Origin of the sequence: Streptomyces sp. NBC_00299, from assembly GCF_036173045.1 — a bacterium.
GTDB lineage: Bacteria > Actinomycetota > Actinomycetes > Streptomycetales > Streptomycetaceae > Streptomyces > Streptomyces machairae.
This window is the reverse complement of record NZ_CP108039.1, coordinates 8,849,966-8,875,612: the sequence shown is the minus strand read 5'-3', so window position 1 is coordinate 8,875,612 and position 25,647 is coordinate 8,849,966. Positions and strand designations below refer to the sequence as shown.

At 71.9% G+C, this 25,647-nt stretch carries 25 protein-coding genes and 1 pseudogene; 15 read left to right on the top strand and 11 right to left on the bottom strand.

Annotated features, from left to right (window positions below; translation table 11 throughout):
* Window positions 1-304: 304 nt before the first annotated feature.
* Both OHT51_RS39445 and OHT51_RS39440 read left to right on the top strand, forming a co-directional pair.
* Window positions 305-1,282 (top strand): fibronectin type III domain-containing protein, encoded by a 978-nt coding sequence (locus OHT51_RS39445; protein ID WP_328883706.1) that lies wholly within the window; start codon window positions 305-307, stop codon window positions 1,280-1,282.
* A 167-nt stretch (window positions 1,283-1,449) separates the two neighbouring features.
* Window positions 1,450-1,983, top strand: coding sequence for a hypothetical protein (locus OHT51_RS39440; protein WP_328883705.1), 534 nt, complete (start codon window positions 1,450-1,452; stop codon window positions 1,981-1,983).
* A 33-nt stretch (window positions 1,984-2,016) separates the two neighbouring features.
* On the opposite strand, the gene OHT51_RS39435 is transcribed toward OHT51_RS39440, so the two are convergent.
* Both OHT51_RS39435 and OHT51_RS39430 read right to left on the bottom strand, forming a co-directional pair.
* Window positions 2,017-2,568 (bottom strand): PadR family transcriptional regulator, encoded by a 552-nt coding sequence (locus OHT51_RS39435; protein WP_328883704.1) that lies wholly within the window; start codon window positions 2,566-2,568, stop codon window positions 2,017-2,019.
* Between the two features lie 54 nt (window positions 2,569-2,622).
* Complete coding sequence (locus tag OHT51_RS39430; protein ID WP_328883703.1) at window positions 2,623-4,638, bottom strand: NADPH-dependent 2,4-dienoyl-CoA reductase; 2,016 nt, start codon at window positions 4,636-4,638, stop codon at window positions 2,623-2,625.
* A gap of 146 nt (window positions 4,639-4,784) precedes the next feature.
* Here OHT51_RS39430 and OHT51_RS39425 point away from each other — a divergent pair, with 146 nt between their 5' ends.
* Window positions 4,785-5,969: a M20 family metallopeptidase gene (locus tag OHT51_RS39425; protein ID WP_328883702.1), complete on the top strand. Its 1,185-nt coding sequence runs from the start codon at window positions 4,785-4,787 to the stop codon at window positions 5,967-5,969.
* Between the two features lie 17 nt (window positions 5,970-5,986).
* Here the strand turns inward: OHT51_RS39425 and OHT51_RS39420 are convergent, their stop codons facing one another.
* Both OHT51_RS39420 and OHT51_RS39415 read right to left on the bottom strand, forming a co-directional pair.
* Window positions 5,987-6,367: a hypothetical protein gene (locus OHT51_RS39420; RefSeq protein ID WP_328883701.1), complete on the bottom strand. Its 381-nt coding sequence runs from the start codon at window positions 6,365-6,367 to the stop codon at window positions 5,987-5,989.
* Between the two features lie 155 nt (window positions 6,368-6,522).
* Entirely contained in the window at window positions 6,523-7,392 is an 870-nt protein-coding gene (locus OHT51_RS39415) for a hypothetical protein (protein ID WP_328883700.1), read from the bottom strand.
* Between the two features lie 268 nt (window positions 7,393-7,660).
* On the opposite strand from OHT51_RS39415, the gene OHT51_RS39410 reads away from it, so the two are divergent.
* The gene (locus tag OHT51_RS39410) at window positions 7,661-9,742 is read left to right on the top strand and encodes a SpoIIE family protein phosphatase (protein ID WP_328883699.1); all 2,082 of its coding nucleotides are present in this window, start codon (window positions 7,661-7,663) and stop codon (window positions 9,740-9,742) included.
* A gap of 68 nt (window positions 9,743-9,810) precedes the next feature.
* Here OHT51_RS39410 and OHT51_RS39405 read toward each other — a convergent pair whose 3' ends face one another.
* Window positions 9,811-10,662, bottom strand: coding sequence for a putative protein N(5)-glutamine methyltransferase (locus OHT51_RS39405; RefSeq protein ID WP_328883698.1), 852 nt, complete (start codon window positions 10,660-10,662; stop codon window positions 9,811-9,813).
* 305 nt (window positions 10,663-10,967) lie between these two features.
* Between OHT51_RS39405 and OHT51_RS39400 the strand changes: the two genes are divergently transcribed.
* The 3 genes from OHT51_RS39400 (at window position 10,968) to OHT51_RS39390 (ending at window position 13,040) form a co-directional block, all read left to right on the top strand.
* Window positions 10,968-11,573, top strand: a complete 606-nt coding sequence (locus tag OHT51_RS39400) for a sulfite oxidase-like oxidoreductase (protein ID WP_328883697.1) — start codon at window positions 10,968-10,970, stop codon at window positions 11,571-11,573.
* A 4-nt stretch (window positions 11,574-11,577) separates the two neighbouring features.
* Window positions 11,578-12,366, top strand: a complete 789-nt coding sequence (locus OHT51_RS39395; RefSeq protein WP_328883696.1) for a ferredoxin reductase — start codon at window positions 11,578-11,580, stop codon at window positions 12,364-12,366.
* An 89-nt stretch (window positions 12,367-12,455) separates the two neighbouring features.
* Window positions 12,456-13,040 carry an Rv1733c family protein gene (locus tag OHT51_RS39390; RefSeq protein ID WP_328883695.1) on the top strand — a complete coding sequence of 195 codons (585 nt, stop codon included), beginning with the start codon at window positions 12,456-12,458 and terminating at the stop codon, window positions 13,038-13,040.
* A gap of 55 nt (window positions 13,041-13,095) precedes the next feature.
* Here the strand turns inward: OHT51_RS39390 and OHT51_RS39385 are convergent, their stop codons facing one another.
* On the bottom strand, window positions 13,096-14,475 hold the full coding sequence (locus tag OHT51_RS39385; protein WP_328883694.1) for an 8-oxoguanine deaminase: 1,380 nt from the start codon (window positions 14,473-14,475) through the stop codon (window positions 13,096-13,098).
* 103 nt (window positions 14,476-14,578) lie between these two features.
* On the opposite strand from OHT51_RS39385, the gene OHT51_RS39380 reads away from it, so the two are divergent.
* The 4 genes from OHT51_RS39380 to OHT51_RS39365 all read left to right on the top strand — a co-directional run bounded on the left by OHT51_RS39380 (window position 14,579) and on the right by OHT51_RS39365 (window position 18,158).
* Window positions 14,579-15,547: an acetylxylan esterase gene (locus tag OHT51_RS39380; protein WP_328883693.1), complete on the top strand. Its 969-nt coding sequence runs from the start codon at window positions 14,579-14,581 to the stop codon at window positions 15,545-15,547.
* A gap of 10 nt (window positions 15,548-15,557) precedes the next feature.
* Window positions 15,558-15,962, top strand: a complete 405-nt coding sequence (locus OHT51_RS39375) for a nuclear transport factor 2 family protein (protein WP_328883692.1) — start codon at window positions 15,558-15,560, stop codon at window positions 15,960-15,962.
* 140 nt (window positions 15,963-16,102) lie between these two features.
* Window positions 16,103-17,269 carry a serine hydrolase domain-containing protein gene (locus OHT51_RS39370; protein WP_328883691.1) on the top strand — a complete coding sequence of 389 codons (1,167 nt, stop codon included), beginning with the start codon at window positions 16,103-16,105 and terminating at the stop codon, window positions 17,267-17,269.
* Window positions 17,270-17,399: 130 nt separating this feature from the next.
* Window positions 17,400-18,158 carry a GntR family transcriptional regulator gene (locus OHT51_RS39365; protein WP_328883690.1) on the top strand — a complete coding sequence of 253 codons (759 nt, stop codon included), beginning with the start codon at window positions 17,400-17,402 and terminating at the stop codon, window positions 18,156-18,158.
* Here OHT51_RS39365 and OHT51_RS39360 read toward each other — a convergent pair.
* Complete coding sequence (locus OHT51_RS39360) at window positions 18,128-18,895, bottom strand: class I SAM-dependent methyltransferase (RefSeq protein WP_328883689.1); 768 nt, start codon at window positions 18,893-18,895, stop codon at window positions 18,128-18,130. The two genes, OHT51_RS39365 and OHT51_RS39360, sit on opposite strands and share 31 nt — an antisense overlap.
* A gap of 5 nt (window positions 18,896-18,900) precedes the next feature.
* On the bottom strand, window positions 18,901-19,458 hold the full coding sequence (locus tag OHT51_RS39355) for a PadR family transcriptional regulator (protein WP_328883688.1): 558 nt from the start codon (window positions 19,456-19,458) through the stop codon (window positions 18,901-18,903).
* A gap of 70 nt (window positions 19,459-19,528) precedes the next feature.
* Here OHT51_RS39355 and OHT51_RS39350 point away from each other — a divergent pair, with 70 nt between their 5' ends.
* A complete protein-coding gene (locus tag OHT51_RS39350) occupies window positions 19,529-19,927 on the top strand; it encodes a nuclear transport factor 2 family protein (RefSeq protein ID WP_328883687.1) in 399 nt (132 codons plus the stop codon).
* A gap of 78 nt (window positions 19,928-20,005) precedes the next feature.
* Here the strand turns inward: OHT51_RS39350 and OHT51_RS39345 are convergent, their stop codons facing one another.
* Genes OHT51_RS39345 through OHT51_RS39335 form a run of 3 tightly spaced genes read right to left on the bottom strand, consistent with a single transcriptional unit; the run spans window position 20,006 to window position 22,331 of the window.
* Window positions 20,006-21,268 carry an RNA polymerase sigma factor gene (locus tag OHT51_RS39345; protein WP_328883686.1) on the bottom strand — a complete coding sequence of 421 codons (1,263 nt, stop codon included), beginning with the start codon at window positions 21,266-21,268 and terminating at the stop codon, window positions 20,006-20,008.
* On the bottom strand, window positions 21,265-21,606 hold the full coding sequence (locus tag OHT51_RS39340) for a YciI family protein (RefSeq protein WP_328883685.1): 342 nt from the start codon (window positions 21,604-21,606) through the stop codon (window positions 21,265-21,267). Before OHT51_RS39340 ends, OHT51_RS39345 begins: the two co-directional genes overlap by 4 nt.
* A complete protein-coding gene (locus tag OHT51_RS39335) occupies window positions 21,603-22,331 on the bottom strand; it encodes a YciI family protein (protein WP_328883684.1) in 729 nt (242 codons plus the stop codon). Before OHT51_RS39335 ends, OHT51_RS39340 begins: the two co-directional genes overlap by 4 nt.
* A gap of 129 nt (window positions 22,332-22,460) precedes the next feature.
* On the opposite strand from OHT51_RS39335, the gene OHT51_RS39330 reads away from it, so the two are divergent.
* From OHT51_RS39330 to OHT51_RS39320, 3 genes and pseudogenes are all read left to right on the top strand, one after another.
* Entirely contained in the window at window positions 22,461-23,288 is an 828-nt protein-coding gene (locus OHT51_RS39330) for a class I SAM-dependent methyltransferase (protein WP_328883683.1), read from the top strand.
* Window positions 23,289-23,530: 242 nt separating this feature from the next.
* Window positions 23,531-24,661, top strand: coding sequence for a transcription termination factor Rho (gene rho / locus OHT51_RS39325; RefSeq protein ID WP_328883682.1), 1,131 nt, complete (start codon window positions 23,531-23,533; stop codon window positions 24,659-24,661).
* A 94-nt stretch (window positions 24,662-24,755) separates the two neighbouring features.
* Window positions 24,756-25,592 (top strand): annotated as a pseudogene (locus tag OHT51_RS39320) (D-alanyl-D-alanine carboxypeptidase family protein); the annotation flags it as partial.
* Window positions 25,593-25,647 lie beyond the last annotated feature (55 nt).

Sequence of the window (25,647 nt, the reverse complement as noted above, 5' to 3'; positions counted from 1 at the left end):
TCGGCGACACGACACGACCAGTGCCCCCGAACTTCCGCCAGGGGCCGGGGGCCTGAGCCCGCGACAGGACCCGGCCGCCCGGCCACCCGCGTCCGGCGCGGGGTCAGCGACGACAGCGGGCCCGCGCAGGCGGCATGAACTCCACGGCCCTCAAGGCGAGTTCAGCCGTGGGGAGCTTCAGCATACGTAAGTCCCCGGACGGACGACCAACGGCCGCCCACGACCGCCCTCTTGATGTGATCGCGTCAGTCGCGTCATATTGGTCCGGACCATTGCCGCGAGGCCGCCCCCGGGAGGCAGAGTCGTGCGACGCGTTCTGGCACTCGTTTCCGCCCTCTGCGCGGCGCTCGCGCTGCTCTCGTCCTGTACGTGGAGCGACGCGGCCGGGGACGGGGCCCGGCCGCCCGGGGCGCCCTCGGGTGTCACGGCCGCCGCGGGCAGCGCGACCAGCGTGCATGTCATGTGGACCGCGGTCTCCGCGGAACCCGGGATCCGTGTCTACGAGGTATATCGGGGCCCCACCAAGGTCAAGGAAGTGCCGGCCTCCGCACACATGGTGGATGTCACCATGCTGAAGCCCGCCACCACCTATGCGTTCACCGTCCGGGCCCGTGACGAGGACGGGCGTCTCGGACCGCCGAGCAAGGAGGTCCGGGCGACGACTCCCAGGGCCGTGGCCGCCGACCGCGCGGCTCCGACGCGGCCGGGGAAGATCACCGGCCGGGCGGTCGGCAGCCGCGCGGTTCAGCTGTCGTGGGCGGCGGCCACGGACGACCGGGACGTGGTGTCGTACGACATCCATCAGGGCGGCACAAAGATCCACAGTGTGGGCGGCAACCAGACGGCGACCGTGGTCACCGGCCTCAGGCCGGGCACCCGCTACTCCTTCACCGTCCGGGCCCGCGACGCGGCCGACAACCAGTCACCGGCCACGGCTCCCGTCCGCATCACCACACCCGGCACGGACGACGGGCGCGGCACCGCGCCGACCGCCTTCCGGGCGACGACGCATCGCGCGGACGGGGCGTACTACGTCGACCTGAGCTGGGTGCCGCCGCGCACGGACGGAGTCGTCGCGGAGTACCAGATCCAGCTCGACGGGAGGGCGGCCACCTCGCTGGTGTACGGCGGAAACCCGCCGCGCGACAAGGCCACGTACAGCTTCTACCTGGGCCCCGAGTCCGGGGTCGGTCACCGGGTGCGGATCCGCGGCAGGCTACCGGACGGCACCTGGGGCGGCTTCTCGGCGGAGCGGACGGTGACGACCGGCGCGCGGGGCTGACAACCGCTCGGGCATCCCCCGGATGCAGCAAGGCGTCACCTGACCGGGGGCGGCCCGCATGCGGTGCGGACCCGGGGCGCGTTGGCTGCCCCTGAGGCAGCACGGGCGTTCCCGACCCCAGGCGGCGCAAGGGATGTACCGCCAACCGTGCCGCCGGAGGGCATTCCATGCGCAATTCATCGCTCTTCCTCCGCTCGGGCCTGACCGTGGCAGCCGCCTCACTCCCCTTCGTCGTGGCCGCCGGTTCGGCCGCCGCGCAATCGGGGATCTCCGTGAGCACCACCGGGTCAACGGTCTCCGTCACGACCAGTGCGTGCACCAACGTCAACGGCAGCTGGGGCACCGCCTCGCTGCTCACCAGCAGCCAGGCCAACTTCTCGCAGGGGCGCCAGGTCTCCCTGTCCGGCACGGACCGGCTCCAGTCGGCGGCGTGGTCGAGTGTGAACCCGGGCACGTACACCGTCATCGTCGTGTGCTCCAACGGCTCGACGGCGGGCACCCAGTCGGTCATCGTGTCGACCAGCCCGACCCGTACACCCACCCCCAGGACATCGCCCTCGCGCGGCGTGATGGGCGGCGTGGGCGGTTCCTCGACGGACTTCGGCACCCTCACACTGGTGGGCGGCGGCGTCCTGGTGGGCGCGGGTGGCCTGGCCGCGGCCTGGTATCTGCGCCGCAAGGCCAAGCCGTACCGGCTCTGACGGCCGCACCCCCCGCACAGCTGCCGGGCCGGCTCACGCAGGCTCGCGCCCCGGCAGCTCGGCGAACTCCTCCAGCGCGTGCGTGAGCCACTGCGTCCAGAAGGTCTCCAGATCGATGCCGGCGCGCAGCACCAGGTGCCGCAACCGGTCCTGGGAGCTGTCCTTGCCGGGCGGGAAGTCGCGCTGCTCGATCTGCTCGTACTCGGCCAACTGCCGCTGGTGCAGATCGAGATGGCGGCGCAGATCGGCCTCGATGCCCTCGGTCCCCACGACGGCCGCGGCACGCATCCGCAGCAGCAGGGGGTCGCGATGGGGCTTCGGGTCCTGGGACGCGGCCGTCCAGCGGGCCAGTTCGGCGCGGCCCGCCGGCAGGACGTCGTAGCTCTTCTTCTGCCCGCGGGCCGGCTGTTCGCTCGGCAGGGTGCGGATGAACCCCTCGGCCTCCAGTTTTCCCAGCTCGCGATAGATCTGCTGATGCGTCGCCGACCAGAAGTACCCGATCGACTTGTCGAAGCGACGGGTCAGCTCCAGCCCCGAGGACGGCTTCTCGAGCAGGGCGGTGAGGATCGCGTGCGGGAGTGACATGGGGCTCATCCTAGGGACGCGAGGAGGTCGTCCTACGAACACGACCACTCGCCGCTACAGGCTCGCCGCCAGCTCCGTGCCCTGCTTGATGGCCCGCTTGGCGTCCAGTTCGGCGGCCACGTCGGCGCCGCCGATGAGGTGCGCGCTGCGGCCCGCGGAGATGAGCGCCTCGTACAGGTCGCGACGCGGCTCCTGCCCGGTGCACAGCACGATCGTGTCGACTTCGAGGACCGTGCTCTCCTCGCCGACGGTGACATGGAGTCCGGCGTCGTCGATACGGTCGTAGCGCACGCCCGGGACCATGGTGACGCCCCGGTGCTTGAGCTCGGCGCGGTGGATCCAGCCGGTGGTCTTGCCGAGGCCGGCGCCGACCTTGCTGGTCTTGCGCTGGAGCAGGTGGACGGTGCGCGGCGGGGCGGGCCGCTCGGGGGCGGCGAGGCCGCCGGGACCCGTGTAGTCCATGTCGACGCCCCAGAGGCGGAAGTACGTCTCGGGGTCCTCGCTCGCCTTGTCGCCGCCGTCGGTGAGGAACTCGGCGACGTCGAAGCCGATGCCGCCCGCGCCGAGGACGGCGACGCGCTCGCCGACGTGGGCCTCGTCGCGCAGGACGTCGAGGTAGCCCACGACGCTCGGGTGGTCGACGCCGGGGATGTCCGGGGTGCGCGGGCTGACGCCGGTGGCGACCACGACCTCGTCGTAGCCGGCGAGGTCGTCGGCCGCCACGCGGGTGTTCAGCCGTACGTCCACGCCCTGCCAGTCGAGCTGGTGGCGGAAGTAGCGCAGGGTCTCGTCGAACTCCTGCTTGCCGGGGACCTTGCGGGCGACGTTCAGCTGGCCGCCGATCTCGCTCGCGGCGTCGAACAGCGTGACCTCGTGGCCGCGTTCCGCCGCGCTCACGGCGCAGGCGAGGCCCGCGGGGCCGGCGCCCACGACGGCGACCCGCTTGCGCAGTCGCGTCGGGGACAGCGTCAGCTCGGTCTCGTGGCAGGCGCGCGGGTTGACCAGGCAGGACGTGATCTTGCCGCTGAAGGTGTGGTCGAGGCAGGCCTGGTTGCAGCCGATGCAGGTGTTGATGGCCTCCGGTTTCCCGGCGGCGGCCTTGGCGACGAAGTCGGGGTCGGCGAGCATCGGGCGGGCCATCGACACCATGTCCGCGCAGCCGTTGGCCAGCAACTCCTCGGCCAGTTCGGGGGTGTTGATGCGGTTGGTGGTGACGAGCGGCACCGACACCTCGCCCATCAGCCGCTTCGTGACCCAGGTGTACGCGCCGCGGGGCACCGAGGTGGCGATGGTCGGGATGCGGGCCTCGTGCCAGCCGATCCCGGTGTTGATGATCGTCGCTCCGGCGGCCTCGACGGCCTTCGCGAGCTTGATCACCTCGTCGAGGGTCGAGCCGCCGGGCACGAGGTCCAGCATGGACAGCCGGTAGACGATGATGAAGTCCTCGCCGACGGCCTCGCGCACCCGCCGCACGATCTCGACCGGGAAGCGCATGCGGTTCTCGTACGAGCCGCCCCAGCGGTCGGTGCGGCGGTTGGTCTGCCGGGCGATGAACTCGTTGATGAGGTAGCCCTCGGAGCCCATGATCTCCACGCCGTCGTAGCCGGCCTGCCGGGCGAGGCGGGCGGCGCGGGCGTAGTCGTCGATGGTCCGCTCGACCTCGGCGTCGGCGAGCTCACGGGGCGGGAAGGGGCTGATCGGCGCCTGGAGCGGGCTGGGGGCGACGAGGTCCTGGTGGTAGGCGTACCGGCCGAAGTGCAGGATCTGCATGGCGATCCGCCCGCCCTCGCGGTGCACGGCGTCGGTGATGACCCGGTGCTCCGCGGCCTCGTCCTCGGTGGTGAGTTTGGCACCGCCCTCGTAGGGCCGCCCCGCGTCGTTGGGGGCGATGCCTCCGGTGACGATGAGCCCCACTCCCCCGCGCGCCCGCTCGGCGTAGAACGCAGCCATGCGCTCGAAGCCGCGCTCGGCCTCCTCCAGGCCCACATGCATGGAGCCCATGAGGACGCGGTTGGGCAGCGTGGTGAAGCCCAGGTCGAGCGGGCTCAGCAGGTGCGGGTAACGGCTCATGGGGACCCTCCGTGGGCGGTGTCGTGCCTGACGTAGTTGTAGAGGACCGCACCGGGTTTATGCAACTAGTTGCACAACCAGGGAGGGGTGACGCCGACCACTGCCGCCCGCCCCCGACGCCGACCCCGCTCGGGCACAGTGGCGCCATGACCGCACACGGTGGCCCCATGACCGCCCACGCCGACGTGATCGACCTCGCCCAGCAGCTGATCCGCTGTCCCAGCCGCGCCGGGGTCGACGACTACGGGCCCGCCCTCGGCGTCCTGGAGCACTGGCTCGCCGGGCGTGAGCTGCCGTATCGCCGCCTCCACGGCGGCACAGGCGACACCGTCGGCCTGCTGGTCGAGGTCGCCGGTGGCCGGCCCGGCCCCTGGTGGGCGCTGGATGCCTGCGTCGACACCGCCCCCTACGGCGACGAGGCCGCCTGGTCGTTCGCGCCCGACTCCGGCGAGGTCGTCGACGGCTGGCTGCGCGGCAGGGGCGCCGCGGACTCCAAGCTCGCCGCGGCGATGTTCTGCGGCATCGCGGCCGAGCTGCACGGGCGGGCCGGCGCGCTGCACGGCGGGCTCGCCGTGCTCCTCGACGTCGACGAGCACACGGGCGGCTTCGGGGGCGCCCGCGCCTACCTCGCCGACCGGGAGGCGGCCCGCCCGGCCGGGGTGATGATCGGCTACCCGGGGTTCGACGAGGTCGTGGTCGGCGGGCGGGGTCTGTGGCGGGCCGCGATCGCGGTGCACGCGGCCTCGGGCCACTCGGGATCACGCCGCTCCACACCCGGCGCCGTCTCCCGCGCGGCGCATCTCGTCCGGCTCCTGGAGGAAGCCGGCCTCCCGGGCGCCGACGGCGAGTTCCCCCTGCCGCCGAAGCTGACGGTGACCTCCTGCCATGGCGGCCAGGGCTTCTCGGTGGTGCCCGACCTGTGCGAGCTGGGCGTCGACATCCGCACCACCCCGGCCTTCGACGCCGGCGCCGCCGAGCAACTGGTCCGCGAGGCGGTGGCCGAGCTGGACGCGAAGGTGTCAGTGCCGCGGCCGACCACCGTCACGCCGGTGGCGTCCTGGCCGCCGTATCGACTGGGCACCGACCGGCAGCCCGCCGCGGCGCTGCTGGATGCCGCCGCCGTGGAGGGCCTGACCGTGCGACCGAAGACCGCCGGGCCGTCGAACATCGGCAATCTGCTCGCGGGCGAGGGCATCCCGGCCACGGCGGGCTTCGGCGTCCGCTACGAGGGGCTGCACGGCGTGGACGAGCGGGCCTGTCTGGAGGACCTGCCCGCCGTCCACGCCGTCTACCGGCGTACCGTGCTCAGCCTGCTCAGCCGGTCGTCATGAGGGGCCGGAGGGGCACGTCATGACGCGCCGGACCGGCTCTCCAGCACCACGTGCAGCTCCCTCTCCTGGTCGCCCGAGGCCGAGGTCAGGTCGTGCACCGTGAACAGCGAGTCCAGCGTCGTACGGAGCCGTTCGATGGCCCAGTAGCCGCCCTGTGCGTCGGCCTCGACGGACGCCGAGAGCCGGGCGGGCACCGGGCACTCCTGGGCGTCCGTCACCTCGAACGTGCCGAGCCACACCATGGGGCGCGTCTCATGGAGCTGCTGCGGCACGTCCTCGGGGGTCCGGTCGGACTCGAAGCACGCATTCAGCGCGTCGAACACGATCCGGGCGTCTTCCTTGCTGCATCCGCTGATCTCGACGGAGACAGGTTCCTCGTGCAGTCGTTCACGGACCATCGTGATCGCTCCTCTCGTGGCCGCACCGCGGTGCCACGGGTTGCCCGCGGAACCGGACCCCAATCCCAAGAAAAGCACCACGTTCGGCCCGGCACTACCGGCGGAACCGCACCGTCCGCGCCCAGGACGGGCCCGGCAGCGGGTCGACCGGCAGGTCAGCGCGTGAACCGGTACGTCTTGCTGTCCGTCAGCACGCAGAAGCCCGGCGAGATGACGATCACGCGCAGGGTGCCGGTACGGCGGTCGTAGTCGATGCCCTCCGTCTCGAACTCGCCCGAGCAGGAGCTGCGCAGCGGGAGCTGGCGCAGAGCCGTGACATGTCCGGTCACGTCGGACGAGCCGGGCTCGGCGGAGAGGTCGATCTGGAGCAGCGGCTTGGTCATGCCGAAGAGGGTGCCCGCCGGGTCGTCGGAGGCGCACAGCAGAGTGGTGGCGCTGAGGAAGTCGCAGCCCTGGATGTCGCGCACGGCGTGGTCCAGCCGGATGCTGGACGTCCAGGGGAGGTTCGCCGACGGCGACGTACTGGAGTTGACGCCGGGGGTCGGGTGGACCAGCAGACGGGTCATGGTGCCCCACTCGCCCGACACCATCCACTGACCGCCGGGGGTGATGGCGGCGAAGGAGTTGTTCAGCGCCTCGCCGGAGCCCAGCGCGTGGACGTACTCGGACCAGGTCCCGTTCGGCGCCTGCACCCGGAACATCTTCGCGCTGCCGGAGTCCGCCTGGTACGGCTCGATGTAGTAGCCGTTGTAGGAGGCGTCCGGGTCGCCCACGTGGTTCCACCCACGGCTGCTGACCGAGGCGGGGATGGTGCCGATGCCCGTGTAGCGGTTCGCGCTGTTCGCCGGGACCTCCACGGAGGTCAGCCCCTGGCTCTCGGTCAGCGGGTCGGCGCGGTCGGAGCCCACCTCCGTCCATGTGTCGGCGGCCTGTGCGGGTGTCGCGGTGGACAGCACGGCGGCGGAGGCGAGGGCGACGAGGCAGGTGAGAGCGGTTTGACAACGTTGCCAGACATGCTGGGCCATGGGACCGACTCCTTGGGGGGTGGGTGCGGGTCGGCGGACAGTCTGGCGGGCTCGTATGGTCATGTACAGACCAAGCGAGCGAACATGCGCTGTCTGATCGGCCACAGTCACGTGCCCCCGTGCTGACTTCGGCGGACGCCCGCCGTCGTGTTGAGGGATGGTGGAGGAGAGGGACCGAGGGGGCCCGGAGACGGTTGAACGCGGTAGAACAAGGGGAGTCGGCACGGGGGAATGGCGTGCCGCGAGGTGATGGGCGAAGGCGGTGCGGATGTCAGCAGCCGAACGTCCCGTGGCCGGGGGCGATGAGCCGGTGCGCGGGCCGGTAGGGCCGAGCGGGTTGCTCGATGTGCTCGGCGTGGCCTCGGTCGTGCTGGACACCGAGGGCCGCATCGTGCTGTGGAGCCCTCAGGCCGAGGAGTTGTTCGGCTATCCCGCGCGGGAGGCGCTGGGCGAGTACGCCGCCCGGATCATGGTCCACGAGCAGTACGTGGACCTGGTCGTCAAGTTGTTCGCCGACGTCATGGAGACCGGTGAGGGCTGGGCCGGGGCATTCCCGATCCGGCGCAAGGACGGCAGCACGCGGCTGGTGGAGTTCCGCAACATGCGGCTGCTGGACGACCAGGGGGACGTCTACGCACTGGGCCTGTGCGCCGACCAGACGACGGTCCGCCAGGTGGAGCGGGACGTCGCCCTGTCGACCCGGACGATCGCCCAGGCTCCCATCGGGCTGGCCGTCATGGACACCGAGCTGCGCTACGTCACGGTCAACCCGGCGCTGGCACAGCTCAACGGCATCCCGGCCGACGAGCACCTCGGCCGCACACCACGTGAGCTGCTGCCCGACCCCGACGCCGCCGAGGCCATCGAAGCGGCTCTGCGCGAGGTGCTGCGGACCGGCGACGCGCTCATCAACCAGCGCATCATGGGCCGGACCCTGGCCGACCCGGACGTGGAGCACTTCTGGTCCATGTCGCTGTACCGGCTGGAGGACTCCGCCGGGACGGTGCTCGGTGTGGCCGGCATGGCGGTGGACATCACCGAGCAGCACCAGGCCGCCGTCGAGGCCGAGACGGCGCGGCGGCGTCTGGCCCTGATCGCCGACGCCTCCGCGCGCATCGGCACCACGCTGGAGCTGGACCGCACGGCACACGAGCTGGCCGAGGTCGCCGTGCCGGAGCTGGCCGACGTGGCGGCCGTGGATCTGCTGGAAGCCGTGGTGGAGGGCAGACGCAGCAGTCTCGGGCCCGCGGAGTCGGCGGTGATCCGCGCGCTCGCCGTCAAGGCGGGGCACGACACGGTGGCCCTCGACGCCGCCGACCAGCCCGGCCAGGTCGCCCGCTACGGTCCCGACCGCCTGGTCACCGAGTGTGTGCGCACCGCCGGCCCGATCATGGTGGCGCACGTCGAGGAGAAGGACCTGCCACGCATCGCCCGTTCGCCCGAGGCCGCCGTCCAGCTGGGCCGCGCGGGCGTGCACTCCTATCTGGCGGTGCCGCTGATCGCGCGCGGCGAGGTGCTCGGCGCCCTCGACCTCAAGCGCACCCGCAATCCGCTGCCGTTCAGCGAGGACGACCTGCTGCTCGCCCGCGAGTTGGCGTCCCGCGCGGCGGTGCAGATCGACAACGCCCGCTGGTACCAGAACGCCCGCGACACCGCCCTCACCCTGCAGCGCAGCCTGCTGCCCAGCCATCCTCCGGTGACCGGCGGCCTGGAGGTCGCCTCCCGCTACCAGCCCGCGGGCGCCACCGCCGAGGTCGGCGGCGACTGGTTCGACGTGATTCCCCTGGAGGGCGGGAAGACCGCGCTCGTCGTCGGCGACGTGATGGGCAGCGGCATCGCCGCCGCGACGACCATGGGCCGGCTGCGCACCGCGACGCACACGCTGGCCTCCCTCGACCTCGAACCGGCCCGGCTGCTGGAGCACCTCGACAAGATCACCGAGGGCCTCGACCACTCCATCGCCACCTGCGTCTACGTCGTCCACGACCCGCAGCAGCGCCAGTGCCTGATCGCCAACGCCGGGCACCTGCCGCCGGCCCGCCTCCGCCCCGGCCGGGACCCGCAGTTCCTCGAACTGCCCACCGGGGTACCGCTGGGCGTCGGCGGAGTCGCGTTCTCCACGACGACCGTCGACCTCGAACCCGGTGACCGACTGGTCCTCTACACCGACGGCCTCGTCGAGACCCGCCAACACCCGCTCGACGAACGCCTGGACGCCCTCCTGGACCTCCTCGACGGCCCCGACCGCCCGCTGCAGGAAGTCTGCGACCTCCTGCTGCGCACCCTCCACCAGCCCGAGAACTCCGACGACGTGGCACTGCTCATCGCCCGTGTTCTGCCGCCTGATTGATCGGTGGAGCGCCACCGCCTGGGACAACTGGAGAGTCCTTCGAAAGCAGCGCGGCGGCCCCAATCGGCCTAGCGGTCCGCATGGTTGAGGCCGACAACGACAGCCACGTACGGCTCCTCCGAGACGATCAGACGCGACGCCAGTCCACTGCGAGTGAAGGCCTCCAGGGCCGTCGGCGCCTGGCGTTCGCTCGTCTCGATCAGCAGGCAGCCGCCGGGGGCCAGCCATCGGGGAGCCTCGGCGGCGACCCGGCGCAGGACGTCGAGTCCGTCCGGGCCGCCGTCGAGGGCGACGTGCGGCTCGTGGTCGCGGGCCTCCGCGGGCAGGAGCCCGACTTCGTCGGTGGGTACGTACGGCACGTTCGCCGCGAGTATCCCGATCCGGCCTCGCAGGGTGCAGGGCAGCGCCTCGAACAGGTCGCCGGTGTGCACCTCACCGCCGAAGGGGGCCACGTTACGGCGGGCGCAGCGCACCGCCGCCGGGTCGATGTCGGCGGCGTGCAGCTCGACGGGGCCGAGTGCCGCGGCCAGCGCCGCGCCGACCGCGCCCGAGCCGCAGCACAGGTCCACGACGACGGACGCGTGACGCGCGTGGGCGACGGCCCGCTCGACCAGGAACTCGGTGCGCCGGCGGGGCACGAAGACGCCGGGTGCCACGGCGATGCGCAGCCCGCGGAACTCGGCCCAGCCCAGGACGAGTTCGAGGGGCAGGCCGGTGACACGTCGGTCCACCATGGCCGCCAGCTCGTCCGGGGTGCCGGCTGCGGCAAGGATCAGCCGGGCCTCGTCCTCGGCGAAGACACAGCCGGCGGCACGGAGTGCGGTCACGACTGCGTCGCGAGCGAGGCGCGAGGGAGCAGAAGGCAAGGAGGACGAGGGCGACGGCGAAGACGACGGCGACGGGGAGGAAAGAGAAGGCATGGAAGCCGAGAGCCTTTCGGAAGCCGAAGGATGCTCTCGCGGTCGCCTACCGGCGGTGATCCGCGCCGATTCGAGGTGAGAGCACCCGACCTGACACAGCGGTAATGGGTCTCACCTCCTGGACTCCGTGCGGCGGGGACTGTCCCGGCCGGAGGGCAACCCTACCCCAACGATCACGAACGCTCCCGGGCATCGGCCAAGGCGGGCCACCGGAGCGCGTACGGTTGAATGAGCAAGAATGAGCAAGCACTGATCACGCTCGACCCGCGGGCCGCCGCCGACGGCGGCCTGGAGGCACCACCCGTATGAACGTCACCCGAGGCTTCACCGGCCGCCCCCGCGTCCACAACGCCGCACTGCCGCCCGGCCAGTACGACGCGGGCGACGACTGGCCCGTCCTGTCCGCCGAGGTCACGCCCGAGCTGACGCCCGCCGAGTGGAGTTTCCGCATCGACGGTCTGGTCGAGGAGCCACGGAGCTGGAACTGGGAGCAGGCGCACGAGCTGCCGGCGTCCGGGTACGAGGGCAGCATCCACTGCGTGACGAGCTGGTCGAAGCTCGGCGTGCGGTTCGGGGGCGTCTCGCTGGACGCCTTCCTTGCTGTGGTCCGGCCCCATGTGTCCGCCACACATGCCGTCGCCTATTCACACACCGGGTACTCCACCAACCTTCCGCTCGCCGACCTGACCGGCTCACGGGCCTGGATCGCCTGGGAGTACGACGGCAGGCCGCTCGCCCCGGAGCACGGTGGCCCGGCACGGCTGCTGGTGCCGCACCTGTACTTCTGGAAGAGCGCCAAGTGGATCGCGGGCCTGCGCATCCTCGACCACGACGAGCCCGGCTTCTGGGAGCAGAACGGCTACCACGCCCGCGGCAACCCATGGGAAGAGCAGCGGTACTCGGGTGACTGAGGCAATGGACATCACTGAAGCAACCGTGGCAGCCGAGGCAGCCGTGGCGTTCGCTCCCCCGACCCGTTTCGCGGTGCCCGGGCGGATCGCCGTCGGCGAGCAGGCCGCAGCGATGTGGCAGACCGCCACGATCACCGAGATCCGCCGCGAGACCCCGCACGCCGCCACGTTCCGACTCGCGGTGCCGGCCTGGGTGGGCCATCTGCCCGGCCAGCACCTGATGCTGCGCCTGACGGCACAGGACGGCTACGTCGCCCAACGCCACTACTCGATCGCGTCCGCACCGGACGGCTCGGGCCACATCGAGCTCACCCTGGACCATGTCGGGGACGGTGAGGTGTCCGGCTGGTTCCACACGGTCGCCGAGCCCCGTGACACGGTCGAGGTGCGCGGCCCCGTCAGCGGCTTCTTCGCCTGGCCCGGCGACCGGCCCGCGCTGCTGGTCGGCGCCGGCTCCGGCGTCGTACCGCTGATGTCGATGGTGCGGCACCACCGGGCGCGGGGCCTGGACGTGCCACTGCGACTGCTGGTGTCGGCGCGCAGCCCCGAGGAGCTGATCTACGCGCGGGAGTACGGCGCGGAGACGACGCCTGTGTTCACGCGCAGTGCACCGGAGGGTGTGGCCGTGGGACGTGTGGCCGCCGCACATGTTGCGCCCCTCCTGGCCGAGCCGCCTCCCGGTGGGTGGGAGGCCTATGTGTGCGGTTCCAATGGATTCGCCGAGCACGCCTCACGGCTGCTCGTGGCGGCAGGTCAGCCCGTGGACCGCATCCGCATCGAACGCTTCGGCTGAACGGCGGCGGCACGCGATACGCGACACGGGGACGCATCTCGTCCGGGATCGTCAGGAACCATGTCCGGCGTACGGGGTACCTGGACGCCATGCGATATCGGGTGCGTGGCTGGCGCTGGCGGCGCAGTCCATTGCGGCGCCGGTCGGATGTCGTCGAGGCGTGGACGGTGCTCACCGTGGCCCTCCTGCTGCTCGTGGTCGCACCCCTGGTCGGGGTGGTCGCGGCGTGGTGGGCCCATGACAGCGCCCGGGGCGTGGCCCGGGAGCAGCGGGCCGATCGCCGGCATGTACGGGCGGAGGTCGTCGGCAAGTCCGCCGACGCGGTTCCGATGGCACAGGGCGGGCGGCAGCCGTCAGCCAGAACGGCCGTGCGCTGGACCGAGCCGGAAGGCGGTCCGCGTACGGCCACGGCGCGCGTACCGGCCGGCACGCGGGCCGGCGACACGGTCGACGTGTGGCTGGACTCCCGGGGCCGTAGCACGGCCCCGCCTGCGAGCGGCATGGCCGTCTGGCAGCACACCGTCACCGTTGGCGTCTGTGCCGCGGGCGGCGCGGTCGCCGTGATTCTGCTCGGCCACGCCGTCGTACGCCACAACGCGATGCGTCGGCGCCTGGCCGAGTGGGAGCAGGAGTGGGCCCAGACAGAGCCGGACTGGACGGACCGCAGGGCGTGACCGCGGCGCCTGCCAAGCGACGCCCGCCCACCCACTACCGCCTGCTGCCTGCCGGCTAGGCACTCCGCTGCATACGCCGGGCGATCCGTCCGTGCCCGCGCAGCGCGTCCGCCAGCGCCGGCAAGCGGGGCTCGCCCCGGTCCACCAGGATCCGGCCGCCGACCACCGTGGTCCAGGCCCGGGCGGGCCCGCAGCGCAGCCAGGCCTCCACGGGGTCGCTGAGCGCGCCGGCGAGGGCGACCTCGTGCAGGTCCCAGACGACCAGGTCGGCGCAGGCCCCGGGCCGCAGGTGGCCCAGCTCGCCGTCCCGGCCCAGGCAGCGCGCCGAGCCACCGGTGGCGATGTCGAGGGCGTCGCGTGCGGTCATCGCGCCGGGTCCGCCGCGGTAGCGGCCCAGCAGCAGTGCCGCCCGGGTCTCCATCCAGAGCGAGGCGTGGTCCGTGGAGGCGGAACCGTCGCAGCCGATGCCGACGGGCAGGCCCAGTTCGCGCATCTCCTTCACGCGCGCGGTGCCGCCGCCGATGAGCATGTTGGAGCTGGGGCAGTGCGACACGCCGACACCGGCGGCAGCGAGGCGGCGCAGCTCGTCGCCGGTCGGGTAGATGCAGTGCGCGACCCAGCTGCGGTCGCTCATCCACCCCGTCTGCTCGAAGTACTCGACGGGGCGGCAGCCGTACGTCTCCAGGCAGTAGGTGTCCTCGTCGTGGTCCTCGGCGAGGTGCGTGTGCAGCCGCACGTCGTGGCGCTCGGCGAGTTCCGCGGTCGCCGTCATCAGCGACTTGGTCACCGAGAAGGGTGAGCAGGGCGCGAGCGCGACCCGCACCAGCGCGCCCGGTTCGGGGTCGTGGTACGTCGTGATCAGGCGCTCACTGTCGGCCAGCACCTCCTCCTCGGTCTGCGTGACGCTCCTCGGCGGAAGTCCTCCGTCGTCGACGGAGCGGGTCATCGAGCCACGGGTGGCGTGGAAGCGGAAGCCGATGTCGCGGGCGGCGCGGATCTCGGCGTCGACCAGGCGCGGGCGGGGATGGACGTAGAGGTGGTCGGAGGACGTGGTGCAGCCGCCCATGAGCAGTTCGGCCATGCCGACGTACGCCGACACGTACGCGGCCTCCTCGTCGAGGTCCGCCCACAGGGGGTAGAGGGTGGTCAACCAGTCGAACAGGGAGCCGTTGACGGCGGGCGCGTAGGAGCGGGTGAGGTTCTGGTAGATGTGATGGTGCGTGTTGACCAGGCCCGGAGTGACGAGGCGACCGGCCGCCGAGACGGTGGTGATGGCCTCGGGCTCGCTCCCCGCGGCGCCGACGCCGGTGACCCGACCACCGCTGACGGCCAGCCAACCGCCCGGGATCTCCCGGTCTCCGTCCACGACGAGCAGTTCGGCGTCCTTGACCAGCAGTTCCGCGGCCCTGACCGGGGGTTCGACGGCAGACGTCATGGCGCCATCGTAGGCACACGGCACGGGAGACTTCTGGCGAGTCGTCCGATCATCCACGTACGGTGTGATCATCCGCAGTCACTCTGGGCAAAGGCGGTCCTCCATGGCCCTGTTCGACCTTCCGCTCGACGAACTGCGCGAGTACCGCAGCAAGTCCGTCGAACCCGAGGACTTCGACTCGTTCTGGTCCAAGACCCTTGAGGAAGCGCGCGGACACGATCTGGACGCCCGCTTCGAGCCGGTCGACACGGGGCTGGCCACGGTGCAGGTGTACGACGTGACGTTCGCCGGGTTCGGCGGTCACCCGGTGAAGGGCTGGCTGCGGCTGCCCACCGGTGCCACCGAGCCGGTGCCGCTGGTGGTGGAGTTCCTCGGGTACGGCGGCGGGCGCGGCCTGCCGCACGAGAACCTGCTGTGGGCCTCCTCGGGCCGGGCGCACTTCATGATGGACACGCGCGGCCAGGGCAGCGCGTGGGGCGCCGGCGGTGGCACACCGGACCCGGTGGGGGCGGGGCCCGCGTACCCCGGGTTCATGACGCGCGGCGTCGACGCGCCCGAGAACTACTACTACCGCCGGGTGTTCACGGACGCGGTCCGTGCCGTCGAGGCCGCCCGTTCCCATCCGCTGACCGACGCCTCGCGCACGGTCGCGCTGGGCTCGAGCCAGGGCGGCGGAATCACCATCGCGGTCGGGGGCCTGGTCCCGGACCTGACGGCGATCGCGCCGGACGTGCCGTTCCTGTGCGACTATCCGCGCGCGGCGACTCTGACGGACCGCCACCCGTACCGCGAGATCGCCCTGTACCTCAAGACGCACCGGGGCCGCACCGAGGACGTCCAGCGCACCCTGTCGTACTTCGACGGCGTCCACTTCGCGGCCCGTGGCCGGGCTGCCGCCTTGTTCTCGGCGGCCCTGGAGGACCAGACCTGCCCGCCGTCCACCGTCTTCGCGGCCTTCAACGCCTGGGCCCACGCCGAGAAGGCCATCGAGGTGTACGACTTCAACGACCACGAGGGCGGCGGCCCGTTCCACGAGGCGGCCAAGCTGGACTGGCTGCGCACGCACGCCTGAGAGGTCCGGCATGGAGACGCGTGAGGCCGCGGACCGGTTCGTCCGGGTCTGGCAGCGGGCCTGGACGGCACACGACATGGACGCCCTGCTGGAGCTGTACGCCGAGGACTGTCTCCACCGCTCGATGCCATTCCGCGAGCCGCACCGCGGGCGCGCGGCGCTGGCCGAATATCTGCGCTGGTCGTTCGCCGGTGAGCGGGTGACCGACGTGCGCTTCTCCGCGCCGGTCGTGGGCGAGGACGGTGTGGCCGTGGCCGAGTTCCGGGTCCTGGCCGAGGAGGACGGCGCGCCGTCGACGCTTGCCGGGTGTGTCTTCGTGCGGTTCGACGCCGCCGGGCTCGCCGTCGAGACCCGCGACTACTGGCACACCGTCGATGGTCACCGGGAGCCGGAAGGTGCGCTGTTCTTCGGGTGAGCTCGGTGCGTTCGGCGTGTTCGACGCCTTCCGCCCAGTCCGACCAGTCGGTACGTTCAAGGAGCCCGGTCGCACGGTCGCGGTCCGGGTTTCCTGCGGATGTCTGCGGACGACTAGGTGCGGACGACTAGGGGTGGGCCATGGCGGAGCAAGAGGCACAGGTGCACGGGCACTGCGATCCGCAGTTCGCGGCGGTGCGGACGGCGTTCGAGGCGAACTTCCGGGAGCGCGGGGAGCTGGGCGCCGCGGTCGCCGTCAGGGTCGGCGGCGAGACCGTGGTGGACCTGTGGGGCGGCTGGGCCGACGCGGCACACAGCCGCCCCTGGGAGCGCGACACGCTGGTCAACGTGTGGTCGACGTCCAAGGGACCGACGGCGCTGTGCGCGCACATCCTCGCCGACCGGGGGCTGCTCGACCTGGACGCGCCGGTGGCCGCGTACTGGCCGGAGTTCGCCGCCGCGGGCAAGGAGCAGATCCTCGTACGGCATCTCCTGTCGCACCGTGCCGGTCTGTCCGGGCTGCGGGAGCCGCACTCGCTTCAGCAGCTCTGCGACTGGGAGTTGACGACCCAGCGGCTCGCGGCGATGGAGCCGTGGTGGGCGCCGGGGACGCAGTCCGGATATCACGCACTGACGTACGGCTTCCTGGTCGGGGAGGTCGTGCGGCGGGTCTCGGGGCTACTGCCCGGGGCCTTCCTGGACCGTGAGGTGACCGGGCCGCTCGGCATCGACTTCGTGATCGGGTTGCCGGAGAAGGAGTACGCACGGGCGGCCGAGCTGGTGCATGCGCCGGTCGCGTCGAGCAGTGAACAGGCGGCGATCTTCAGCCAGTTGGCGCCTGCCGCCATCGCCGCGCTGGCCAATCCAGCCGTGGGGGCGGCTCAGGCCAACTCGGTCGAGTGGCGGGCTGCAGAGGTACCCGCCGCGAACGGGCACGGCACGGCTCGGGCGGTCGCCGCCCTGTACGGCATCTTCGCGGGGCGCGGGTCGTACGACGGCCGGCGCATCCTCTCCCCCGAGGCGGCCGAGCGGGTGCGTGAGGGGCAGGGTGCCTGCCGGGATCTGGCACTCGGGGCCGGGTTCGAGAGCGAGACGGAGGTCGCGCTCGGCCTGTGGCTGAGCGGGGCCAACGGGTCGTACGGGCCCAACCCGCGGGCTTTCGGACACGACGGCTTCGGCGGCTCCTGCGGTCTGGCCGACCCGGAGGCCGGGGTGTCACTGGGCTATGTGATGAACCGGATGGGGCCTCATATCGCCGACGACCCGCGGAAGATGGCGCTGATCGACGCCCTGTACGGCGCCCTGTGACGGCCTGTCCGCGCGGACCGTTTCGGCCGAAGTGACAGACCACCCTTCCGCCGTGGTTTAGACCAATGCTTAGATCTGGTGGCGCAACGAACCCGCATGGCTACAACACGTCACCAACAGGAGGCGCGGCATGGCCCGCACCACCCCGCACGACCGCCCCCTCACCGAAGCGCAGCCGCTGTACTGGAGAGTCGCCACCCGGTTGCTCGACGAGCTGAGCGACGGAACCATCCCGCCCGGTGAACGGCTGCCGTCGGAACGGCAGTTGGCGCTCCACTACGAGGTCAGCAGGGAGACCGTACGGCAGGCGCTGGAGGTGTTGCGCCACCGGGGCCTGGTCGCCACCGACCGTCGGGGCAGCCATGCCACCCTGTCCGGTCCGCCGGTCGAGACCCCGTCGACCCTCACCTTCCCGGTCGGGGCCCGGCCGGCCGGCCCGGGCGCGGTGGACCGGGCGACGGTCGCCTGGGAGACTCCCCCGCCGGAGCACGCCGCGGCCCTGGGGCTGGCCACGCACCGGGCGACCCTGGTGCACCGGTACGAGTCCGCCGGCGCCGACGGTCGTGGCCGGCGGACGGCAGTGACGTCGTTCTCGGCGGTGGCCCTCGCCGAGGTGGCGGAGCTCGCCCGCTGCCGTGACCGCGCCGACGGCGACCGCACCGAGGGCACCGCGTCCGCCCAACTGCGCCGCGCCTACGACTGGATGCGCAAAGCGGGCCTCGCCCTCCACCACCGGGACACCATCACGCGGCTCCCGGGCGCACCCTCGGTGCGGGTCACCCGGCGCGTGCACGACCAGTACGCCCGCCCACTGGAGATCACGGACCTGGTGATGGACGCCCAACAGGACGCTCTGGTCTACGAGTTCACGCTGCCCGCGGCGGTCTGACCCACCTGGTCCGGGCGTCGCGCCACCACCATCCGCACACGGGGGCTCCCGTCCCGCCGCCGTCCGAACTCGGGCAGGGCCTGCGACTCCACCTCGAAGCCGGCGCGGGCCAGTTCGTCGCGTACCTCCCCGAGCCGGAAGGCCCGGTAGTACATGACGAACTGCGGCCGCCACACGGCGTTGCGCACCCGCATCACCGTGTCGAAGCCCAGCAGCATCCAGTAGCCGAGGGACGCGGGGCGGGGCGGAGCCACGACCGGGAAGGCGAAGCACCCGCCGGGCCGCAGGACGGAGTGGACCTGGGCGAACAGGCCCGGCAGCTCGCGGGGAAGGAAATGCCCGAACGCCCCGAAGCTCACCACGAGGTCGAAAGCCGAAGCCGGGGCGAACGGCAGGGCGCGGGCGTCGGCACGAACCCAGCCGACGCGCCGCTCCCCGACCCGCACCCGTCGCCGGGCGACATCGAGCATGCCGGCGCTGAAGTCGACGCCGGTGACGCTGCGCCGGCACACCTCGGCCAGCACGTCGACACCCGCGCCCGTGCCGCAGCACAGGTCGAGGCCGTCGTCGTACGGGCCCGTGCGGCCGAGCGCCGACGTGACCGCGCGCAGCACGGAATCCGGCGTGCGGAACGGCGTGTGGTCGAACTTGGGGGCGAGCAGGTCGTATCCCCGCTCGACGGACGACAGGGCCTGGACGGCGAGTTCGCGCAGGGAGGGGCCTTCGGGGCTGAACATCCGCGTCACCCCGTGGCCACTCGGTGCTGCAGAACGGTGAGAACGCGCTCGCACCAGCGCAGAATCTCCTGCTCGAAGGAGATTCCGGCGAGCAGCGTGAGATACGGCCCGATGCGGTCCGACTCGCGCAGATACTCGTCCTCGGTCCGCCCGTCGAGAAGGCGGTCGCGGACGCGTTCGTAGCGGTCGAGCTTGCCACGCGACCAGGTCCTGCGCTCCTCGATCAGGGCGCGGGTGACCTCGGGGTCCTCCATGGCCTGGAGTTTGATCAGGAGTTCGTCGCGGATGGCGGTGGGCCGCCGGGGCGGCTCGGCGGCGAAGGCCCGCAGGTCCTCGCGTCCGGCCTCGGTGAGCGTGAACATCCGCTTGTTCGGCCGTCGTTCCTGCTGCACGAACCGGGCCTGGACGAGACCGTCCTGCGCAAGCCGTTCCAGCTCCCGGTAGAGCTGCTGCGGGGTCGCGGGCCAGAAGTTGGCGAACGAGACGTCGAAGACCTTCGACAGCTCGTAACCCGAGGCCTCGCCCTCCAGCAGGGCGGCGAGGACGGCGTACTTGAGGGACATGTGGACACGTTAACAGCAGGTGATTATTCTCATCGGCACCTACTCAACTATTTGACTATGAGGTGATCCGATGCGCGCGTTCCGCGAGGCGGTGGAAGCAGGCGACGCCGAAGCCGTCGAGGCCCTGTTGGCGGAGGACGTCGTCTTCACCAGCCCGGCCGTGTTCAAGCCGTACGCCGGCCAGGCGATCACGGCGGCGATCCTGCGCGCTGTGGTGCGGGTCTTCGAGGACTTCCGCTATGTGCGCGAGATCAACGACCCGGGCGGCCGCGATCACGCCCTGGTCTTCACCGCGCGCGTGGGCGACCGGGAGATCACCGGGTGCGACTTCCTGCACGTCAACGAGGACGGGCTGATCGACGACTTCATGGTCATGATCCGTCCGCTGTCGGGCTTGCAGGCGCTGGCCGAGGCGATGGGCGCGCAGTTCGACCAGATCGCGAAGGAGGCGGCGGCGCAGTCGGCATGACCGCCTGGCGGACTCCCATGTCGTAAGGGCGTGGTCGGCGCCGCCGAAGGGCGTTCTCACCCCACTGACGAACGGCCGTCACCCGGATCGACACTCCGCGAGCCGCCTTTCGAGGAACCTCCGTTCCGCGTCGTTCTCCACCAGCTCCAGCGCGCTGCGGTACGCCTGCGCCGCCTCGTCCGTACGGCCACTGCGGCGCAGCAGATCCGCGCGGGTGGCCGGCAGCAGGTGGTACCCGGCCAGGTCGCCCTCCTCCTCCAGCTCCCCGACCAGGGCGAGGCCCGCGTCCGTGCCGTCGGCCATGCCGACGGCCACCGCTCGGTTCAGGCGGACCACGGCGGAGGGCACCAGGCGCGCCAACTCGCCGTACAGGGCGGCGATGTCGGCCCAGTCAGTCTCCTCGGCGCTGGGCGCGGTGGTGTGGCAGGCGGCGATGGCGGCCTGGATCTGGTACGGCCCGGGGCGGCCTCGCCGCAGTGCGGTCTCCAGCAAAGCGGCGCCCTCGTCGGCCTCGGCTCGGTCCCAGGCCGTACGGTCCTGGTCCTCCAGGGTCACCAGGTCGCCGGCGGCGTCCACGCGTGTGTGACGGCGGGCGTCGTGCAGCAGCAGGAGCGCGAGCAGGCCGAGCACCTCGGGCTCGTCGGGCATGAGCCGGGCCAGCACGCGGGCCAGGCGGATCGCCTCGGCGCAGAGGTTCGTACGGACGAGATCGGCGCCGGCGGTGGCCGCGTATCCCTCGTTGAACAGCAGGTAGATCACACCGAGCACGCCCGTCGTGCGCTCGGGCAGGAGGTGCGCGGGCGGGATCCGGTACGGGATTCCGGCGTTGCGGATCTTCCGCTTGGCGCGCACCAGGCGCTGCGCCATGGTCGCCTCGGGGACGAGGAAGGCGCGTGCGATCTCCGGTGTGGTCAGCCCCGCGAGCGTGCGCAGTGTCAGCGCGACTCTGGCCTCGATGGGCAGCGCGGGGTGACAGCAGGTGAAGATCAGCCGCAGCCGGTCGTCCTGCACCCCGCTGCCGTCACCGCTGTCGTTCTCGGATCCGTACGGCGGTTCGTCGCGGGCCAGCACCGCCACCTCCCGGAGTTTCGCCGCCCCCACCGCCTCCCGGCGCAGTACGTCCAGGACGCGGTTGCGGGCGGTCGTGGTCAGCCAGGCGCCGGGGCGGCGCGGCACTCCGTCGCGCCGCCACCGGTCGAGGGCCTGTGCGAAGGCGTCCTGGGCGCACTCCTCGGCGAGGTCCCAGTCGCCGGTCACCCGGATCAGGGTGGCGACGACCTGGCCCCATTCCTCGCGGAAGGCCTCGGCGACGGCCTTCTCGACGTCGTTCGCGGCGCTCACTCCCAAACCGGCCGCACTTCGACGGAGCCGCCGCCGAGGGCCGCCGGATGCCGGGACGCCAGCGAGATGGCCTCGTCCAGATCGGCGACCTCGATGATGTCGATGCCGGCGACGTACTCCTTGGACTCCACGAACGGCCCGTCGCTGAGCAGCACTTCGTCGCCGTGGACGCGGACGGTCGTGGCGTCGGTGTGCGGTCGCAGGCGGGCCCCGCCCTTGACGACGTCACGGCTGCGGACCTCGTCGATGTACGAGGTGAAGCGGGGGTCCTCGGCGATCTCCTCGGGGCTGAGTTCCTCGCCGCCGACCGGCGTGCAGATGAACAGGACGTACTTCATGACCGCTCCTCCGTTCCGTGAGAGACGTGTTCGTGAGAGACGTGCTCGAGCGCGATCAGCCAGCGCAGACCGGCATCGCGGTAGCCGGTGGTGACGCGCATCAGGTCGTCGAATGGCGCGCCGTCCGTGCGGGTGCCGCGCAGGCGGACGAGGGCGTGACCGAAGGCGATGCTCTCGTCGACGTGGACGCGGAAGTCCAGCACCTCGCGGGTGACAGGGCCGGTGACGTACCGGAGCCCTTCCTCCATCGACTTGCGCAGGGCCCCGATCCCACGGTGTTCCCGGCCGTCGCGGAACTCCGACACGTCCGGCGTGTAGCAGGCAGCCATACGGTCGATGTCACGTGCTCGCAGCGCCGCGGTCAGCTCGGCGTCCAGCGCGCGGATCCGGGTCTCGGCGTCCTCGTCCTCCCAGAAGGGCCGCACCTCCATGGCCCCGACGGCGGCAACGGGATGCCGTGCGGCCGCCTCGATCGCCTCCTCCAGGCCGTCGCACTCCAGGATGTCGAACCCGGCGACGTACTCCTTCGTCTCCGCGAACGGGCCGTCGCTGCGCAGCACCTCGCCGCCGCGCACCCGCACGGTGACGGCCCGTTCGGGGAGCGCGAGCCGGTGGCCGTGCAGGCGTACCCGGCGGTCGCCGAGGTCTTCGACCCAGGGTTCGACGGGGGCCATGCCCGAGCCGTCGGCGGTGTCGTCACCGCAGACGAGCAGCATGTACTTCATGGATCCTCCCGGTCCTCATGAGCTTCCTACACCCCACCGACGAACGGGACCGGACCGAATCGACACCCGGGCGGGGCGCGCCCGGAATTTCTGCCCCGGCGCACGGCACGTTCGCGATTGGATGTCCTCATGACCACCGACGAGCAGGCCCGGATGATGTCGGCCAACCAGGCGAACTGGGACGCCCGCACCCCCGTCCACCTCGCCAGCCGGTTCTACGGCCTCGACGGGGATCTCGATCCCGCGCGCTGGTTCGCCTCATTCGAGTGGGACGACCTCGGTGAGCTGGCCGGCCGCGATGTGCTGCATCTGCAGTGCCACCTCGGCACCGAGACGATCGCCTTCGCGCAGCGCGGGGCACGGGCCGTCGGCCTGGACTTCTCCGCCGCGTCCGTGGCCGCCGCGGGCGGCATCGCCCAGAAGGCCGGGCTCGACGTCACATACGTACAGGCCAACGTGTATGACGCCGTGGAGGCCCTGGGGCAACGGCAGTTCGACGTGGTGTACACGGGCAAGGGCGCGCTGTGCTACCTGCCCGACCTCGACCGCTGGGCCGGTGTCGTGGCCCAACTCCTGTGTCCGGGTGGGCGGTTGTACATCGTCGAGTTCCACCCGCTGCTCAACTCCCTCGGCCCCAAACCCGGTCCGGGTGAGGGGCCCGAGCTGCTCCTGCGCCATGACTACCTGGGCGGCGACGGCGCCGTGCACCGGGACGCGACACGCACCTACACCGACGGGCCTGCCGTCGAGGGCGCCACGGACAGTTACGAGTGGATGCACGGAATAGGAGAGGTCGTAGACGCGTTGAGCCGAGCAGGACTGACCGTCCGGCGGCTGCGTGAGAGCGACGAGCTGCCCTGGCAGCGCTGGCCGCAGATGGAGCGCACACCCTCCGGCTGGTGGCGTCTTCCCGAGCCCCGCATCCCGTTGCTCTACGGAATGCTCGCCACGCGCTGAGCCTTCGTGCTACCGTCGCGACAGCACCTGTGTACGCCCGGTTGTGGCGCCGGTGCCAGTTCTCTCTCAGTTCGCCGGTAGGCGTACCGGCTTCTCATCACCATCTCGTGACCAGCGGTTCCGCCGTGTCCGAGGTGTTGTTTCCCGCCGCCCGAAGGCGCTCTGACCGCCTTCCCGATGTCCGCGGCACACCCCTTCCTCCGCATGTCCCATGCCTTCCGTCCGTGAAAGGACCGACCACCATGACCACCACACTCGAACACCCCCCAGTCCAGCAGCAGGCCCCGGCCGTCACCGGTGTCCTCGACATCGACGCGAGCGGCAAGGGGTACCTGCGCGCCGAGAACCTGTTGCCCTCGCCCTCCGACGTTCAGGTCTCCCCCGCGCTCATCCGCCGCCACGGCCTGCGCAAGGGCGACCTCGTGGACGGCGTACGCGGCGACCGGCGCTCCCTCACCGAAGTCGCCCACGTCAACGGCCGCACCCCCGCCAAGAACCGCCGCAGCTTCGGCGACCTGACGCCGCTTCACCCGCGTGAGCGGATCCGCCTCGAACACCCGGCGTCCGGCCTGGCCGGGCGTGTCCACGACCTGATCTCCCCTGTCGGCAAGGGCCAGCGAGGCCTGATCGTCGCCCCGCCCAAGACCGGCAAGACCGTGCTGCTCCAGCAGATCGCCGCCGCCGTCGCGGGCAACCACCCGGAGTGCCGGCTGATGGTGGTGCTCCTCGACGAACGCCCCGAGGAGGTCACCGACATGCGGCGCTCGGTGCGGGGTGAGGTGTACGCCTCGACCTTCGACCGGGCGCCCAAGCAGCACATCGCGCTGGCCGAGCTCGTCATCGAACGCGCCAAGCGGCTCGTCGAGGCGGGCGAGGACGTCGTCATCCTCCTCGACTCCCTGACCCGGCTGTGCCGGGCGCACAACAACGCGGCCGGGTCCGGTGGCCGCACCCTGAGCGGCGGCGTCGACGCGGCCGCGCTGCAGGGGCCGAAGCGGTTCTTCGGCGCCGCGCGCCTGGCCGAGGAGGGCGGTTCGCTCACCATCCTCGCCACGGCCCTCGTGGAGACCGGCTCCCGGGCCGACGACTTCTACTTCGAGGAGCTCAAGAGCACCGGCAACATGGAGCTGCGCCTGAGCCGGGACCTCGCCTCCCGCCGGGTCTTCCCCGCCGTCGACATCAACCCCTCCGGCACTCGCCGCGAGGAACTGCTCCTCCCCCCGGCCGAGTTGACCGCCGTGCGCGGACTGCGCCGGGCCCTGCAGACCCGGGACGGCCAGTCCCATCTGGAAACCCTCCTGGAGCGCATGCGCGAGACGCCCGACAACGCCACGTTCCTCCGGCGGATCCAGCCGACGCTTCCCGGCGAATGACAGATCCGCGCCGGCATCGCCCGTCCGGGTGCCGACGCGCCCCGACCGGCCCGGGCAGCGCGATGTACGGCGCGTCCGTTCCTACGTTGACGGTATGAAGATCGGATTTACTTCCCGGGCCCTGGTGTCCGCCTGCGCGCTGTGCGCGACCGGCCTGCTGGCGCTCGCGCCCGCCACCGCCGTCGCCCGCCCCGCACGCGACCCCGACACTCCCGGCCGGCACCAGGCGGCTACGCCGCCTCCCACCCTGCTGTACCGGTCCGGCACACAGGTGCGGCCGTATGACGGGGCACCCCGAGTTCCGAGTGTCTCCGCGCTGTCGTGGCTGGTGGCCGACGCCGACACCGGCGAGGTGCTCGCCGCGTACGCCGCACACCGGAAGCTGCCGCCCGCCAGCACGCTCAAGTCACTGTTCGCCCTCACCGTGCTGCCGACCCTGCCCGGCGGCATCCGGCACACGGTGCGCGAGGAGGAGCTCGCCGGGATCGGGCCCGGCAGCAGTCTCGTCGGGGTCGCCGAGGGACGTACGTACCAGGTCGCCGATCTGTGGCGCGGCGTGTTCCTCAGCTCCGGCAACGACGCCGTGCGGGTGCTGGCCTCGCTCAACGGCGGCTGGCGCTACACGGCACAGCACATGCAGGCCAAGGCGCGCTCCCTGGGCGCCCTCGACACGCACGTGGTGTCGCCGGACGGCTACGACACCCCCGGCCAGGTGTCCTCGGCGTACGACCTGGCCGTGTTCGGCCGGGCGGGGCTGCGCAACGCCGAGTTCGCGCGGTACTGCAGCACCGCACAGGCGCGGTTCCCCGGCCGGGGCGGCTGGTCGTACGGGATCCAGAACACCAATCGGCTGCTGACCGGCGCGAACGGCGTGGACCGCTATCCGGGCCTGATCGGCATCAAGAACGGCTACACCAGCCGTGCGGGCAACACACTCATCGCCGCCGCCCGCCGGGGCGAGCGCACCCTCGTCGTCACCGTGATGA

What these genes read in the sequence shown, in the direction of transcription:
- OHT51_RS39385 (WP_328883694.1), bottom strand. Translation starts at nt 14,475, where the DNA reads ATGACGTCTGCCGTCGAACCCCCGGTCAGGGCCGCGGAACTGCTGGTC.
- OHT51_RS39395 (WP_328883696.1), top strand. Translation starts at nt 11,578, where the DNA reads ATGGACATCACTGAAGCAACCGTGGCAGCCGAGGCAGCCGTGGCGTTC.
- OHT51_RS39370 (WP_328883691.1), top strand. Translation starts at nt 16,103, where the DNA reads ATGGCGGAGCAAGAGGCACAGGTGCACGGGCACTGCGATCCGCAGTTC.
- OHT51_RS39440 (WP_328883705.1), top strand. Translation starts at nt 1,450, where the DNA reads ATGCGCAATTCATCGCTCTTCCTCCGCTCGGGCCTGACCGTGGCAGCC.
- OHT51_RS39410 (WP_328883699.1), top strand. Translation starts at nt 7,661, where the DNA reads ATGTCAGCAGCCGAACGTCCCGTGGCCGGGGGCGATGAGCCGGTGCGC.
- OHT51_RS39330 (WP_328883683.1), top strand. Translation starts at nt 22,461, where the DNA reads ATGACCACCGACGAGCAGGCCCGGATGATGTCGGCCAACCAGGCGAAC.
- OHT51_RS39365 (WP_328883690.1), top strand. Translation starts at nt 17,400, where the DNA reads ATGGCCCGCACCACCCCGCACGACCGCCCCCTCACCGAAGCGCAGCCG.
- OHT51_RS39405 (WP_328883698.1), bottom strand. Translation starts at nt 10,662, where the DNA reads ATGCCTTCTCTTTCCTCCCCGTCGCCGTCGTCTTCGCCGTCGCCCTCG.
- OHT51_RS39335 (WP_328883684.1), bottom strand. Translation starts at nt 22,331, where the DNA reads ATGAAGTACATGCTGCTCGTCTGCGGTGACGACACCGCCGACGGCTCG.
- OHT51_RS39375 (WP_328883692.1), top strand. Translation starts at nt 15,558, where the DNA reads ATGGAGACGCGTGAGGCCGCGGACCGGTTCGTCCGGGTCTGGCAGCGG.
- OHT51_RS39350 (WP_328883687.1), top strand. Translation starts at nt 19,529, where the DNA reads ATGCGCGCGTTCCGCGAGGCGGTGGAAGCAGGCGACGCCGAAGCCGTC.
- OHT51_RS39430 (WP_328883703.1), bottom strand. Translation starts at nt 4,638, where the DNA reads ATGAGCCGTTACCCGCACCTGCTGAGCCCGCTCGACCTGGGCTTCACC.
- OHT51_RS39400 (WP_328883697.1), top strand. Translation starts at nt 10,968, where the DNA reads ATGAACGTCACCCGAGGCTTCACCGGCCGCCCCCGCGTCCACAACGCC.
- OHT51_RS39435 (WP_328883704.1), bottom strand. Translation starts at nt 2,568, where the DNA reads ATGTCACTCCCGCACGCGATCCTCACCGCCCTGCTCGAGAAGCCGTCC.
- OHT51_RS39360 (WP_328883689.1), bottom strand. Translation starts at nt 18,895, where the DNA reads ATGTTCAGCCCCGAAGGCCCCTCCCTGCGCGAACTCGCCGTCCAGGCC.
- OHT51_RS39340 (WP_328883685.1), bottom strand. Translation starts at nt 21,606, where the DNA reads ATGAAGTACGTCCTGTTCATCTGCACGCCGGTCGGCGGCGAGGAACTC.
- OHT51_RS39355 (WP_328883688.1), bottom strand. Translation starts at nt 19,458, where the DNA reads ATGTCCCTCAAGTACGCCGTCCTCGCCGCCCTGCTGGAGGGCGAGGCC.
- OHT51_RS39415 (WP_328883700.1), bottom strand. Translation starts at nt 7,392, where the DNA reads ATGGCCCAGCATGTCTGGCAACGTTGTCAAACCGCTCTCACCTGCCTC.
- OHT51_RS39420 (WP_328883701.1), bottom strand. Translation starts at nt 6,367, where the DNA reads ATGGTCCGTGAACGACTGCACGAGGAACCTGTCTCCGTCGAGATCAGC.
- OHT51_RS39425 (WP_328883702.1), top strand. Translation starts at nt 4,785, where the DNA reads ATGACCGCACACGGTGGCCCCATGACCGCCCACGCCGACGTGATCGAC.
- rho (WP_328883682.1), top strand. Translation starts at nt 23,531, where the DNA reads ATGACCACCACACTCGAACACCCCCCAGTCCAGCAGCAGGCCCCGGCC.
- OHT51_RS39390 (WP_328883695.1), top strand. Translation starts at nt 12,456, where the DNA reads ATGCGATATCGGGTGCGTGGCTGGCGCTGGCGGCGCAGTCCATTGCGG.
- OHT51_RS39380 (WP_328883693.1), top strand. Translation starts at nt 14,579, where the DNA reads ATGGCCCTGTTCGACCTTCCGCTCGACGAACTGCGCGAGTACCGCAGC.